Raw genomic sequence first — 14,196 nt, 5'->3', positions numbered from 1 at the left:
TATAAACGCGATTGCAAAGGATTACCCGTGATTTAGTTGAATTAACCCACATCTGGAGACTGTCCGTGGGGGAGCTTCGTAGGTTGGGTTGAGGAACGAAACCCAACAAACCCACAGGATATATATAAACGCGATTGCAAAGGATTACCCGTGATTTAGTTGAATTAACCCCTACCTGGAGACTGTCCGTGGGAGAGCTTCGTAGGTTGGGTTGAGGAACGAAACCCAACAAACCCACAGGATATATATAAACGCGATTGCAAAGGATTACCCGTGATTTAGTTGAATTAACCCCTACCTGGAGACTGTCCGTGGGAGAGCTTCGTAGGTTGGGTTGAGGAACGAAACCCAACAAACCCACAGGATATATATAAACGCGATTGCAAAGGATTACCCGTGATTTATTAACCCCCTACCTGGAGACTGTCCGTGGGAGAGCTTCGTAGGTTGGGTTGAGGAACGAAACCCAACAAACCCACAGGATATATATAAACGCGATTGCAAAGGATTACCCGTGATTTAGTTGAATTAACCCCTACCTGGAGACTGTCCGTGGGAGAGCTTCGTAGGTTGGGTTGAGGAACGAAACCCAACAAACCCACAGGATATATATAAACGCGATTGCAAAGGATTACCCGTGATTTAGTTGAATTAACCCACATCTGGAGACTGTCCGTGGGGGAGCTTCGTAGGTTGGGTTGAGGAACGAAACCCAACAAACCCACAGGATATATATAAACGCGATTGCAAAGGATTACCCGTGATTTAGTTGAATTAACCCCTACCTGGAGACTGTCCGTGGGGGAGACAGGGAATTAATTGTCTCAAAGCCTAAGCCGGTTTTATCGTGACTGATTATGTTTATCTTAATTTATTCCCAATCTGCTTGAATGAGGTTACGTTTGCTGCGACTAAAAACCAACCCCACTTCATGAACGGTTCTCCCCGGTTCTCCTCTATACTTTTGCGCATAGTTACATTCCCGAATTTGTTTTAGGGCTAGGTTCTCTTTTACATTCTCCCCATCTACTACTTTGATTTCTATCACGTAAATATGATCACCTAAGATGGCCGTTATGTCCGCTTGACCATAGTTGGTGATATCTTCGGGAATGATGCGCGCATTTAAGGAACTCAGGAAAGCATATAGCACAGAAGCGTAGTAGCCCTCGAAATTAGCCAGGTCATTGTTGGTAAAGTTCCGCCAGGGAATCCCTGCAAATAGACGCTTTACTGCTTTCACTGTTGATTCTAAATCTCCACTACACATATACTCATATAATCTATCTTGGATAGCACTCTTTTCATTTACTATTTCCGTATACGCGTTGATAAAATGGTCATTTAATGTCAGACGAACTTCCATGTTGGGTATTTTTAGAGCAAACATGGAGCGATGGCGACGGATAAAGGTATGATCAATGGTCAAATACCCAGATTGAAATAACAAGGTGACGGGTTTATCCGTTCTACTTCAAAGGACTCTAAGATCCTCCTCAGTTACCTCTAGATGTCTAGGTTAGGGAGGAAGTAGCTGTTGGCTTGAAATAATTTAACCAGGAACGTCGGGTTCCCGGTTTCAAAACCAGTAGTGTAAAATTCGCCTATCGATAAACATGAGGATATCGTAGGGGTTATAAACGCTCTCGGAACCTGTCCAGTTATAACCATTATACCAAGAGCGTACTGCTTCTCGATCTGCTCCTACAAGATGTTCTCCGAAGGATTCGGTGAGGTCAGTTTCCGTGTAACCACAGATGGAGGAGTATCTAGTATCAATGGTGATGTCCGTGAGTTGGTTTAAACCGCTAAAAAGGCTGACTTTGGAGAATTTGGTGACTCCAGTCATGAAGACGAACTGGATGTTGGCATCCTGTTGCTTGAGGACGGAGTATAGGTTTTTGAGTCCCTCTCTCATTTCAGCAGCAATAGATGGGTTGTCGATGTTGTCTAGGATGGGTTTGTCATATTCATCCACTAGCACCACCGCACGTTGTCCATATTTTGCCATGGCCTTACGAATCAAAGTTCCCAATTTTCCCGGTATATCAGTTGACTTATATGACACATCCAGATGCTCTGCGTTTTCGTGCAAAATATCCAGTATGCGCAGATCCAGCTCTTGTCGGTTTTTTAATACCCCACCAGCAAAGTCTATTTTAATCACTGGGAATTTTCTACTCCAGTCCCACTGGTCATGGATATAAAGCCCCTCAAATAATTTCTGATTCCCTTCAAAAATCTCCTTGAGGGTATCTATAAACAGACTTTTGCCAAAACGTCGGGGACGAGATAGAAAGAAGCGTCCAGGAATGCGTATCAGACCGTGAGCTATTTCGGTTTTGTCCACATAGACACAATTGTTTTCCCGTAGCATACTCAGGGTGTTGATTCCCAACGGGAGATTTTTGGGGTTCATACTAATGCTTATTATCCTAACTCTAGTTTATCTCTAATTCAATCACCGGGGTTATTTATGTGAATTTATTTTAAATTAAAAGCGATTGCGAAGCACTCCTTATGGGATTAACTATAATTATTTGAATTAACCCCTACCTGGAGACTGTCCGTGGGGGAGCTTCGTAGGTTGGGTTGAGGAACGAAACCCAACAAACCCACAGGATATATATAAACGCGATTGCAAAGGATTACCCGTGATTTAGTTGAATTAACCCCTACCTGGAGACTGTCCGTGGGAGAGCTTCGTAGGTTGGGTTGAGGAACGAAACCCAACAAACCCACAGGATATATATAAACGCGATTGCAAAGGATTACCCGTGATTTAGTTGAATTAACCCCTACCTGGAGACTGTCCGTGGGAGAGCTTCGTAGGTTGGGTTGAGGAACGAAACCCAACAAACCCACAGGATATATATAAACGCGATTGCAAAGGATTACCCGTGATTTAGTTGAATTAACCCACATCTGGAGACTGTCCGTGGGGGAGCTTCGTAGGTTGGGTTGAGGAACGAAACCCAACAAACCCACAGGATATATATAAACGCGATTGCAAAGGATTACCCGTGATTTAGTTGAATTAACCCACATCTGGAGACTGTCCGTGGGGGAGCTTCGTAGGTTGGGTTGAGGAACGAAACCCAACAAACCCACAGGATATATATAAACGCGATTGCAAAGGATTAGCCGTGATTTAGTTGAATTAACCCCTACCTGGAGACTGTCCGTGGGGGAGACAGGGAATTAATTGTCTCAAAGCCTAAGTCGGTTTTATCGTGACTGATTATGTTTATCTTAATTTATTCCCAATCTGCTTGGATGAGGTTACGTTTGCTGCGACTAAAAACCAACCCCACTTCATGAACGGTTATCCCCGGTTCTCCCCTATACTTTTGCGCATAGTTACATTCCCGAATTTGTTTTAGGGCTAGGTTCTCTTTTACATTCTCCCCATCTACTACTTTGATTTCTATCACGTAAATATGATCACCTAAGATGGCCGTTATGTCCGCTTGACCATAGTTGGTGATATCTTCGGGAATGATGCGCGCATTTAAGGAACTCAAGAAAGCATATAGCACAGAAGCGTAGTAGCCCTCAAAATTAGCCAGGTCATTGTTGGTAAAGTTACGCCAAGGTATAGAAGCAAATAGGCGTCTTACTGTGTCGATAAATCCATTAACATCACCTTGAAATAAGTTTTCATACAAGGGTCTCTGAATACCCAATTTCTCTTCAACGAAGTCCGTGTAGGCGTTGACTAATTGATCTCCCAAGGCGACTTTTACCTCCCGGTTGGGGATTTTCAGTCGGAACATGTAACGTTCCATAGCGGTAAAGGTGCTCTCAATGGTCAAATACCCAGATTGAAATAACAAGGTAACTGGGTTTATCCGTTCTACTTCAAAGGACTCTAGGATCTCCTCGGTTACCTCTAGATGCTCTAGGTTGGGGAGGAAGTAGCACTTGGCTTGGAATAGCTTGACTAGAAAACTGGGACTACCTGTCTCAAACCAGTAGTTGCGAAATATCTTCCTCTTATCGATAAACATGAGGATATCGTAGGGGTTGTAAACGCTCTCGGAACCTGTCCAGTTATAACCATTATACCAGGAGCGTACTGCTTCTCGATCTGCTCCTACAAGATGTTCTCCGAAGGATTCGGTCAGATCGGTTTCCGTGTAACCACAGATGGAGGAGTATCTGGTATCAATGGTGATGTCCGTGAGTTGGTTTAAACCACTAAAAAGGCTGACTTTGGAGAATTTGGTGACTCCAGTCATGAAGACGAACTGGATGTTGGCATCCTGTTGCTTGAGGACGGAGTATAGGTTTTTGAGTCCCTCTCTCATTTCAGCAGCAATAGATGGGTTGTCGATGTTGTCGTAGGATGGGTTGTCATTCATCCACTGACCATCGACGTTGTCCATATTTTGCCATGCCTACGAATCAAAAAGTTCCCAATTTTCCCGGATATCAGTTGACTTATATGAACATCCAGATGCTCTGCGTTTTCGTGCAAAATATCCAGTATGCGCAGATCCAGCTCTTGTCGGTTTTTTAATACCCCACCAGCAAAATCTATTTTAATCACTGGGAATTTTCTACTCCAGTCCCACTGGTCATGGATATAAAGCCCCTCAAATAATTTCTGATTCCCTTCAAAAATCTCCTTGAGGGTATCTATAAACAGACTTTTGCCGAAACGTCGGGGACGAGATAGAAAGAAGCGTCCAGGAATGCGGATCAGACCGTGAGCTATTTCGGTTTTGTCCACATAGACACAATTGTTTTCCCGTAGCATACTCAGGGTGTTGATTCCCAACGGGAGATTTTTGGGGTTCATACTAATGCTTATTATCCTAACTCTAGTTTATCTCTAATTCAATCACCGGGGTTATTTATGTGAATTTATTTTAAATTAAAAGTGATTGCGAAGCACTACTTATGGGATTAACTATAATTATTTGAATTAACCGAAACCTGGAGACCGTCCGTGGGAGAGCTTCGTAGCTTCGTAGGTTGGGTTGAGGAACGAAACCCAACAAACCCACAGGATATATATAAACGCGATTGCAAAGGATTACCCGTGATTTAGTTGAATTAACCCACACCTGGAGACTGTCCGTGGGAGAGCTTCGTAGGTTGGGTTGAGGAACGAAACCCAACAAACCCACAGGATATATATAAACGCGATTGCAAAGGATTACCCGTGATTTAGTTGAATTAACCCACACCTGGAGACTGTCCGTGGGAGAGCTTCGTAGGTTGGGTTGAGGAACGAAACCCAACAAACCCACAGGATATATATAAACGCGATTGCAAAGGATTACCCGTGATTTAGTTGAATTAACCCACACCTGGAGACTGTCCGTGGGAGAGCTTCGTAGGTTGGGTTGAGGAACGAAACCCAACAAACCCACAGGATATATATAAACGCGATTGCAAAGGATTACCCGTGATTTAGTTGAATTAACCCACACCTGGAGACTGTCCGTGGGAGAGCTTCGTAGGTTGGGTTGAGGAACGAAACCCAACAAACCCACAGGATATATATAAACGCGATTGCAAAGGATTACCCGTGATTTAGTTGAATTAACCCCTACCTGGAGACTGTCCGTGGGAGAGCTTCGTAGGTTGGGTTGAGGAACGAAACCCAACAAACCCACAGGACAATATATAAACGCGATTGCAAAAGGATTACCCGTGATTTAGTTGGAATTAACCCACACCTGGAGACTGTCCGTGGGGAGACAGGTGAATTAATCAGAAGCCTAATCTTTTATCGTGAGTGATTATATTTATCTTAATTTATTCCCAATCTGCTTGAATGAGATTACGTTTGCTGCGACTAAAAACCAACCCCACTTCATGAACAGTTTTACTGGTTCTCCTCTATACTTTTGCGCATAGTTACATTCCCGTATTTGTTTTAGGGCTAGGTTCTCTTTTACATTGTCCCCATCTACTACTTTGATTTCTATCACGTAAATATGATCACCTAAGATGGCTGTTATGTCCGCTTGACCATAGTTGGTGATATCTTCGGGAATGATGCGCGCATTTAAGGAACTCAAGAAAGCATATAGCACAGAAGCATAGTAACCCTCAAAATTAGCCAGGTCATTGTTAGTAAAGTTCCGCCAAGGTATAGAAGCAAATAGGCGTCTTACTGTGTCGATAAATCCATTAACATCACCTTGAAATAAGTTTTCATACAAGGGTCTCTGAATACCCAATTTCTCTTCAACGAAGTCCGTGTAGGCGTTGACTAATTGATCTCCCAAGGCGACTTTCACTTCCTGGTTGGGAATTTTCAGTCGGAACATGTAACGTTCCATAGCAGTAAAGGTGCTCTCAATGGTCAAATACCCAGATTGAAATAACAGGGTGACTGGGTTAATTCGTTCTATTTCAAAGGACTTTAAAATCTCTTCGGTTACTTCTAGATGCTCTAATTTGGGGAGGAAGTAGCAGTTGGTCTGAAATAGCTTAATTAAGAAGGTGGGGTTTCCTGTCTCAAACCAGTAGTTGCCATACTCCATTCCCTCACGGATAAACAGTAAGATATCGTAGGGGTTATAAACGGAATCGCCACGCCACGAGTATCCATTATACCAGAGGCGCAGTTTATCCCAGTCTACCCCTTGCAAGTGCTGGGCGAAAGGTTTGCTCCAAATCTTCCTGGGTGATACCCACAAATGGTGGAAAAGTCCCTACTGATGGTAATGTCGGTGAGTTGATTTAACCCACTGAAAAGGCTGACTTTGGAGAATTTGGTGACTCCAGTCATGAAGATGAACTGGATGTTGGCATCCTGTTCCTTGAGGACTGAGTATAGGTTTTTGAGTCCCTCTCTCATTTCAGCAGCAATAGCTGGGTTGTCGATGTTGTCTAGGATGGGTTTGTCGTATTCATCCACCAGCACCACTGTTCTTTCTCCAAATCGTTGGTATGCACCAGCAATGATTTCTCCGAAACGACCTTGAATGTCCTCTAGTTCATAGTCCACTCCCAGGGACTGGGCAGTTTTTAAAAAAATACCATTAATTTTTTGGTCCAGCTCTTGTCGGTTTTTTAATACTCCACCAGCAAAATCTATTTTAATCACTGGGAATTTTCTACTCCAGTCCCACTGGTCATGGATATAAAGCCCCTCAAATAATTTCTTATTCCCTTCAAAAATCTCCTTGAGGGTATCTATAAACAGACTTTTGCCAAAACGTCGCGGACGAGATAGAAAGAAGGCTCCAGGTTGTTTTATCAACTGGAGTGCAAGTCGTGTTTTGTCCACGTAAATACAGTTGCTACCGCGTAGTTTATCTAGGGTGTTGATCCCCAGGGGGAGATTTTTGGGGTTCATAATAAAGAATATGTGCTTATTATCCTAGTTTATCTTAATTTATTCCCAATCTGCTTGAATGAGGTTACGTTTGCTGCGACTGAAAACCAACCCCACTTCATGAACGGTTCTCCCCGGTTCTCCTCTATACTTTTGCGCATAGTTACATTCCCGAATTTGTTTTAGGGCTAGGTTCTCTTTTACATTGTCCCCATCTACTACTTTGATTTCTATCACGTAAATATGATCACCTAAGATGGCTGTTATGTCCGCTTGACCATAGTTGGTGATATCTTCGGGAATGATGCGCGCATTTAAGGAACTCAAGAAAGCATATAGCACAGAAGCATAGTAACCCTCAAAATTAGCCAGGTCATTGTTAGTAAAGTTCCGCCAAGGTATAGAAGCAAATAGGCGTCTTACTGTGTCTATAAATCCATTAACATCGCCTTGAAATAAGTTTTCATATAAGGGTCTCTGAATACCCAATTTCTCTTCAACGAAGTCCGTGTAGGCGTTGACTAATTGATCTCCCAAGGCGACTTTTACCTCCCGGTTGGGGATTTTCAGTCGGAACATGTAACGTTCCATAGCGGTAAAGGTGCTCTCAATGGTCAAATACCCAGATTGAAATAACAAGGTAACTGGGTTTATCCGTTCTACTTCAAAGGACTCTAGGATCTCCTCGGTTACCTCTAGATGCTCTAGGTTGGGGAGGAAGTAGCACTTGGCTTGGAATAGCTTGACTAGAAAACTGGGACTACCTGTCTCAAACCAGTAGTTGCGAAATATCTTCCTCTTATCGATAAACATGAGGATATCGTAGGGGTTGTAAACGCTCTCGGAACCTGTCCAGTTATAACCATTATACCAAGAGCGTACCGCTTCTCGATCTGCTCCTGCAAGATGTTCTCCGAAGGATTCGGTGAGGTCGGTTTCCGTGTAACCGCAGATGGAGGAGTATCTGGTATCAATGGTGATGTCCGTGAGTTGGTTTAAACCACTAAAAAGGCTGACTTTGGAGAATTTGGTGACTCCAGTCATGAAGACGAACTGGATGTTGGCATCCTGTTGCTTGAGAACGGAGTATAGATTCTTGAGCCCCTCTCTCATTTCAGCAGCAATAGGTGGGTTGTCTATATTGTCTAGGATGGGTTTGTCGTATTCATCCACCAGCACCACAGCACGTTGTCCATATTTTGCCATGGCCTTACGAATCAAAGTTCCCAATTTTCCCGGTATATCAGTTGACTTGTATGACACATCCAGATGCTCTGCGTTTTCGTGCAAAATATCCAGTATGCGCAGATCCAGCTCTTGTCGGTTTTTTAATACCCCACCAGCAAAATCTATTTTAATCACTGGGAATTTTCTACTCCAGTCCCACTGGTCATGGATATAAAGCCCCTCAAATAATTTCTTATTCCCTTCAAAAATCTCCTTGAGGGTATCTATAAACAGACTTTTACCAAAACGTCGGGGACGAGACAAAAAGAAGGCTCCAGGCTGTTTTATTAACTGGAGGGCAAGCGGTGTTTTGTCCACATAAATACAGTTGCTACCGCGTAGTTTATCTAGGGTGTTGATCCCCAGGGGGAGATTTTTGGGGTTCATACTAATGCTTATTATCTTAATTTTAGTTTATCTCTAATTCAATCACCGGGGTTATTTATGTGAATTTATTTTAAATTAAAAGTGATTGCGAAGCACTACTTATGGGATTAACTATAATTGTTTGAATTAACCCACATTTATTCCCAATCTGCTTGAATGAGGTTACGTTTGCTGCGACTGAAAACCAAGCCTACTTCATGAACGGTTCTCCCCGGTTCTCCTCTATACTTTTGCGCATAGTTACATTCCCGTATTTGTTTTAGGGCTAGGTTCTCTTTTACATTGTCCCCATCTACTACTTTGATTTCTATCACGTAAATATGATTACCCAACATGGCCGTTATGTCCGCTTGACCGTAATTGGTGATATCTTCGGGAATGATGCGCGCATTTAAGGAACTCAGGAAAGCATATAGCACAGAAGCGTAGTAGCCCTCGAAATTAGCCAGGTTATTGTTGGTAAAGTTACGCCAAGGTATAGAAGCAAATAGGCGTCTTACTGTGTCGATAAATCCATTAACATCACCTTGAAATAAGTTTTCATACAAGGGTCTCTGAATACCCAATTTCTCTTCAACGAAGTCCGTGTAGGCGTTGACTAATTGATCTCCCAAGGCGACTTTTACCTCCCGGTTGGGGATTTTCAGTCGGAACATGTAACGTTCCATAGCGGTAAAGGTGCTCTCAATGGTCAAATACCCAGATTGAAATAACAGGGTGACTGGGTTAATTCGTTCTATTTCAAAGGACTCTAAGATCTCCTCGGTTACCTCTAGATGCTCTAGGTTGGGGAGGAAGTAGCACTTGGCTTGGAATAGCTTGACTAGAAAGCTGGGACCACCTGTCTCAAACCAGTAGTTGCGAAATATCTTCCTCTGAGGAACGAAACCCAACAAACCCACAGGATATATATAAATGCGATTGCAAAGGATTACCCGTGATTTAGTTGAATTAACCCACACCTGGAGACTGTCCGTGGGGGAGACAGGGAATTAATTGTCTCAAAGCCTAATTCAGTTTTATCGTGAGTGATTATATTTATCTTAACTTATTCCCAATCTGCTTGAATGAGATTACGTTTGCTGCGACTAAAAACTAACCCCACTTCATGAACAGTTTTACCTGGTTCTCCCCTATACTTTTGCGCATAGTTACATTCCCGTATTTGTTTTAGGGCTAGGTTCTCTTTTACGTTCTCCCCATCTACTACTTTGATTTCTATCACGTAAATATGATTACCCAACATGGCCGTTATGTCCGCTTGACCATAGTTGGTGATATCTTCGGGAATGATGCGCGCATTTAAGGAACTCAAGAAAGCATATAGCACAGAAGCGTAGTAGCCCTCAAAATTAGCCAGGTCATTGTTGGTAAAGTTTCGCCAAGGTATAGAAGCAAATAGGCGTCTTACTGTGTCTATAAATCCATTAACATCGCCTTGAAATAAGTTTTCATATAAGGGTCTCTGAATACCCAATTTCTCTTCAACGAAGTCCGTGTAGGCGTTGACTAATTGATCTCCCAAGGCGACTTTTACCTCCCGGTTGGGAATTTTCAGTCGGAACATGTAACGTTCCATAGCAGTAAAGGTGCTCTCAATGGTCAAATACCCAGATTGAAATAACAGGGTGACTGGGTTAATTCGTTCTATTTCAAAGGACTTTAAAATCTCTTCGGTTACTTCTAGATGCTCTAATTTGGGGAGGAAGTAGCAGTTGGTCTGAAATAGCTTAATTAAGAAGGTGGGGTTTCCTGTCTCAAACCAGTAGTTGCCATACTCCATTCCCTCACGGATAAACAGTAAGATATCGTAGGGGTTATAAACGGAATCGCCACGCCACGAGTATCCATTATACCAGAGGCGCAGTTTATCCCAGTCTACCCCTTGCAAGTGCTGGGCAAAGGTTTGCTCCAAATCTTCCTGGGTGTACCCACAAATGGTGGAAAAGTCCCTACTGATGGTAATGTCGGTGAGTTGATTTAACCCACTGAAAAGGCTGACTTTGGAGAATTTGGTGACTCCAGTCATGAAGATGAACTGGATGTTGGCATCCTGTTCCTTGAGGACTGAGTATAGGTTTTTGAGTCCCTCTCTCATTTCAGCAGCAATAGCTGGGTTGTCGATGTTGTCTAGGATGGGTTTGTCGTATTCATCCACCAGCACCACTGTTCTTTCTCCAAATCGTTGGTATGCACCAGCAATGATTTCTCCGAAACGACCTTGAATGTCCTCTAGTTCATAGTCCACTCCCAGGGATTGGGCAGTTTTTAAAAAAATACCATTAATTTTTTGGTCCAGCTCTTGTCGGTTTTTTAATACCCCACCAGCAAAATCTATTTTAATCACTGGGAATTTTCTACTCCAGTCCCATTGGTCATGGATATAAAGCCCCTCAAATAATTTTTGATTCCCCTCAAAAATCTCCTTGAGGGTATCTATAAACAGACTTTTGCCGAAACGTCGGGGACGAGATAGAAAGAAGCGTCCAGGAATGCGGATCAGACCGTGAGCTATTTCGGTTTTGTCCACATAGACACAATTGTTTTCCCGTAGCATACTCAGGGTGTTGATTCCCAACGGGAGATTTTTGGGGTTCATACTAATGCTTATTATCCTAACTCTAGTTTATCTCTAATTCAATCACCGGGCTTATTTATGTGAATTTATTTTAAATTAAAAGTGATTGCGAAGCACTACTTATGGGATTAACTATAATTGTTTGAATTAACCCACACCTGGAGACTGTCCGTGGGAGAGCTTCGTAGGTTGGGTTGAGGAACGAAACCCAACTATAATTGTTTGAATTAACCCACACCTGGAGACTGTCCGTGGGAGAGCTTCGTAGGTTGGGTTGAGGAACGAAACCCAACAAACCCACAGGATATATATAAACGCGATTGCAAAGGATTACCCGTGATTTATTTGAATTAACCCACACCTGGAGACTGTCCGTGGGAGAGCTTCGTAGGTTGGGTTGAGGAACGAAACCCAACAAACCCACAGGATATATATAAACGCGATTGCAAAGGATTACCCGTGATTTATTTGAATTAACCCACATCTGGAGACTGTCCGTGGGAGAGCTTCGTAGGTTGGGTTGAGGAACGAAACCCAACAAACCCACAGGATATATATAAACGCGATTGCAAAGGATTACCCGTGATTTATTTGAATTAACCCCTACCTGGAGACTGTCCGTGGGGGAGCTTCGTAGGTTGGGTTGAGGAACGAAACCCAACAAACCCACAGGATATATATAAACGCGATTGCAAAGAATTACCCGTGATTTAGTTGAATTAACCCACATCTGGAGACTGTCCGTGGGGGAGACAGGGAATTAATTGTCTCAAAGCCTAATTCAGTTTTATCGTGACTGATTATATTTATCTTAATTTATTCCCAATCTGCTTGGATGAGGTTACGTTTGCTGCGACTGAAAACCAACCCCACTTCATGAACGGTTCTCCCCGGTTCTCCCCTATACTTTTGCGCATAGTTACATTCCCGTATTTGTTTTAGGGCTAGGTTCTCTTTTACGTTCTCCCCATCTACTACTTTGATTTCTATCACGTAAATATGATTACCCAACATGGCCGTTATGTCCGCTTGACCATAGTTGGTGATATCTTCGGGAATGATGCGCGCATTTAAGGAACTCAAGAAAGCATATAGCACAGAAGCGTAGTAGCCCTCAAAATTAGCCAGGTCATTGTTGGTAAAGTTACGCCAAGGTATAGAAGCAAATAGGCGTCTTACTGTGTCGATAAATCCATTAACATCACCTTGAAATAAGTTTTCATACAAGGGTCTCTGAATACCCAATTTCTCTTCAACGAAGTCCGTGTAGGCGTTGACTAATTGATCTCCCAAGGCGACTTTTACCTCCCGGTTGGGGATTTTCAGTCGGAACATGTAACGTTCCATAGCGGTAAAGGTGCTCTCAATGGTCAAATACCCAGATTGAAATAACAAGGTAACTGGGTTAATTCGTTCTACTTCAAAGGACTCTAAGATCTCCTCGGTTACCTCTAGATGCTCTAGGTTGGGGAGGAAGTAGCACTTGGCTTGGAATAGCTTGACTAGAAAACTGGGACTACCTGTCTCAAACCAGTAGTTGTGAAATATCTTGCCCTTATCGATAAACATGAGGATATCGTAGGGGTTATAAACGCTCTCGGAACCTGTCCAGTTATAACCATTATACCAAGAGCGTACCGCTTCTCGATCTGCTGCTGCAAGATGTTCTCCGAAGGATTCGGTGAGGTCGGTTTCCGTGTAACCGCAGATGGAAGAGTATCTAGTATCAATGGTGATGTCCGTGAGTTGGTTTAAACCGCTAAAAAGGCTGACTTTGGAGAATTTGGTGACTCCAGTCATGAAGACAAACTGCAGGTTGGCATCCTGCTCCTTGAGGACGGAGTATAGGTTTTTGAGTCCCTCTCTCATTTCAGCAGCAATAGCTGGGTTGTCGATGTTGTCTAGGATGGGTTTATCATATTCATCTACCAGCACCACAGTCCTTTCTCCAAATCGTTGATATGCACCAGCAATGATTTCTCCGAAACGACCTTGAATGTCCTCTAGTTCATAGTCCACTCCCAAGGACTGGGCAGTTTTTAAAAAAATACCATTAATTTTTTGGTCCAGCTCTTGTCGGTTTTTTAATACCCCACCAGCAAAATCTATTTTAATCACTGGGAATTTTCTACTCCAGTCCCATTGGTCATGGATATAAAGCCCCTCAAATAATTTCTGATTCCCCTCAAAAATCTCCTTGAGGGTATCTAGAAACAGACTTTTACCAAAACGTCGGGGACGAGACAAAAAGAAGGCTCCAGGCTGTTTTATTAACTGGAGGGCAAGCGGTGTTTTGTCCACATAAATACAGTTGCTACCGCGTAGTTTATCTAGGGTGTTGATCCCCAGGGGGAGATTTTTGGGGTTCATACTAATGCTTATTATCTTAATTTTAGTTTATCTCTAATTCAATCACCGGGGTTATTTATGTGAATTTATTTTAAATTAAAAGTGATTGCGAAGCACTACTTATGGGATTAACTATAATTGTTTGAATTAACCCCTACCTGGAGACTGTCCGTGGGGGAGACAGTTTCGTAGGTTGGGTTGAGGAACAAAACCCAACAAACCCACAGGATATATATAAACGCGATTGCAAAGGATTACCCGTGATTTAGTTGAATTAACCCCTACCTGGAGACTGTCCGTGGGGGAGCTTCGTAGGTTGGGTTGAGGAACGAAACCCAACAAACCCACAGGATAT

10 protein-coding genes are annotated in these 14,196 nt (G+C 42.9%); all 10 read right to left on the bottom strand.

Translation table 11 applies throughout. The annotated features are described in order from the left end of the window. Nucleotides 1–871 precede the first annotated feature (871 nt). The gene (locus C6N34_RS13335; protein WP_236107079.1) at nt 872–1,450 is read right to left on the bottom strand and encodes a PD-(D/E)XK nuclease domain-containing protein; all 579 of its coding nucleotides are present in this window, start codon (nt 1,448–1,450) and stop codon (nt 872–874) included. 129 nt (nt 1,451–1,579) lie between these two features. Continuing rightward, nucleotides 1,580–2,419, bottom strand: a complete 840-nt coding sequence (locus tag C6N34_RS13330; protein WP_236107077.1) for an ATP-binding protein — start codon at nt 2,417–2,419, stop codon at nt 1,580–1,582. A gap of 838 nt (nt 2,420–3,257) precedes the next feature. Next, nucleotides 3,258–4,388: a PD-(D/E)XK nuclease domain-containing protein gene (locus C6N34_RS17025; RefSeq protein ID WP_268906682.1), complete on the bottom strand. Its 1,131-nt coding sequence runs from the start codon at nt 4,386–4,388 to the stop codon at nt 3,258–3,260. Continuing rightward, the gene (locus C6N34_RS17020) at nt 4,361–4,804 is read right to left on the bottom strand and encodes an AAA family ATPase (protein ID WP_268906681.1); all 444 of its coding nucleotides are present in this window, start codon (nt 4,802–4,804) and stop codon (nt 4,361–4,363) included. The genes C6N34_RS17025 and C6N34_RS17020 overlap by 28 nt, the downstream gene beginning before the upstream one ends. 955 nt (nt 4,805–5,759) lie before the next feature. After that, nucleotides 5,760–6,611 (bottom strand): PD-(D/E)XK nuclease domain-containing protein, encoded by an 852-nt coding sequence (locus C6N34_RS13315; RefSeq protein WP_236107075.1) that lies wholly within the window; start codon nt 6,609–6,611, stop codon nt 5,760–5,762. Next, entirely contained in the window at nt 6,599–7,321 is a 723-nt protein-coding gene (locus tag C6N34_RS13310; protein WP_236107073.1) for an ATP-binding protein, read from the bottom strand. Before C6N34_RS13310 ends, C6N34_RS13315 begins: the two co-directional genes overlap by 13 nt. A 39-nt stretch (nt 7,322–7,360) precedes the next feature. Further along, nucleotides 7,361–8,914, bottom strand: coding sequence for an ATP-binding protein (locus C6N34_RS13305; RefSeq protein WP_236107066.1), 1,554 nt, complete (start codon nt 8,912–8,914; stop codon nt 7,361–7,363). A 137-nt stretch (nt 8,915–9,051) separates the two neighbouring features. Beyond that, entirely contained in the window at nt 9,052–9,876 is an 825-nt protein-coding gene (locus tag C6N34_RS13300; RefSeq protein WP_236107064.1) for a PD-(D/E)XK nuclease domain-containing protein, read from the bottom strand. 86 nt (nt 9,877–9,962) lie between these two features. Continuing rightward, the gene (locus tag C6N34_RS13295; RefSeq protein ID WP_236107062.1) at nt 9,963–11,513 is read right to left on the bottom strand and encodes an ATP-binding protein; all 1,551 of its coding nucleotides are present in this window, start codon (nt 11,511–11,513) and stop codon (nt 9,963–9,965) included. A gap of 795 nt (nt 11,514–12,308) precedes the next feature. Beyond that, complete coding sequence (locus C6N34_RS13290; RefSeq protein ID WP_236107060.1) at nt 12,309–13,862, bottom strand: ATP-binding protein; 1,554 nt, start codon at nt 13,860–13,862, stop codon at nt 12,309–12,311. Between the last annotated feature and the right edge of the window lie 334 nt (nt 13,863–14,196).

It is taken from the genome of Cylindrospermopsis raciborskii Cr2010, from assembly GCF_003367075.2.
GTDB classification, from domain to species: domain Bacteria; phylum Cyanobacteriota; class Cyanobacteriia; order Cyanobacteriales; family Nostocaceae; genus Raphidiopsis; species Raphidiopsis raciborskii.
Note: the sequence above shows the minus strand (reverse complement) of the source record. Positions and strands in the feature narration are given on the sequence as shown.

Excerpts from the sequence above, each read along its gene's own strand:
- C6N34_RS13310 (WP_236107073.1), bottom strand. The coding sequence starts at position 7,321 with ATGAACCCCAAAAATCTCCCCCTGGGGATCAACACCCTAGATAAACTA.
- C6N34_RS13330 (WP_236107077.1), bottom strand. The coding sequence starts at position 2,419 with ATGAACCCCAAAAATCTCCCGTTGGGAATCAACACCCTGAGTATGCTA.
- C6N34_RS13295 (WP_236107062.1), bottom strand. The coding sequence starts at position 11,513 with ATGAACCCCAAAAATCTCCCGTTGGGAATCAACACCCTGAGTATGCTA.
- C6N34_RS17025 (WP_268906682.1), bottom strand. The coding sequence starts at position 4,388 with ATGGACAACGTCGATGGTCAGTGGATGAATGACAACCCATCCTACGAC.
- C6N34_RS13290 (WP_236107060.1), bottom strand. The coding sequence starts at position 13,862 with ATGAACCCCAAAAATCTCCCCCTGGGGATCAACACCCTAGATAAACTA.
- C6N34_RS13305 (WP_236107066.1), bottom strand. The coding sequence starts at position 8,914 with ATGAACCCCAAAAATCTCCCCCTGGGGATCAACACCCTAGATAAACTA.
- C6N34_RS17020 (WP_268906681.1), bottom strand. The coding sequence starts at position 4,804 with ATGAACCCCAAAAATCTCCCGTTGGGAATCAACACCCTGAGTATGCTA.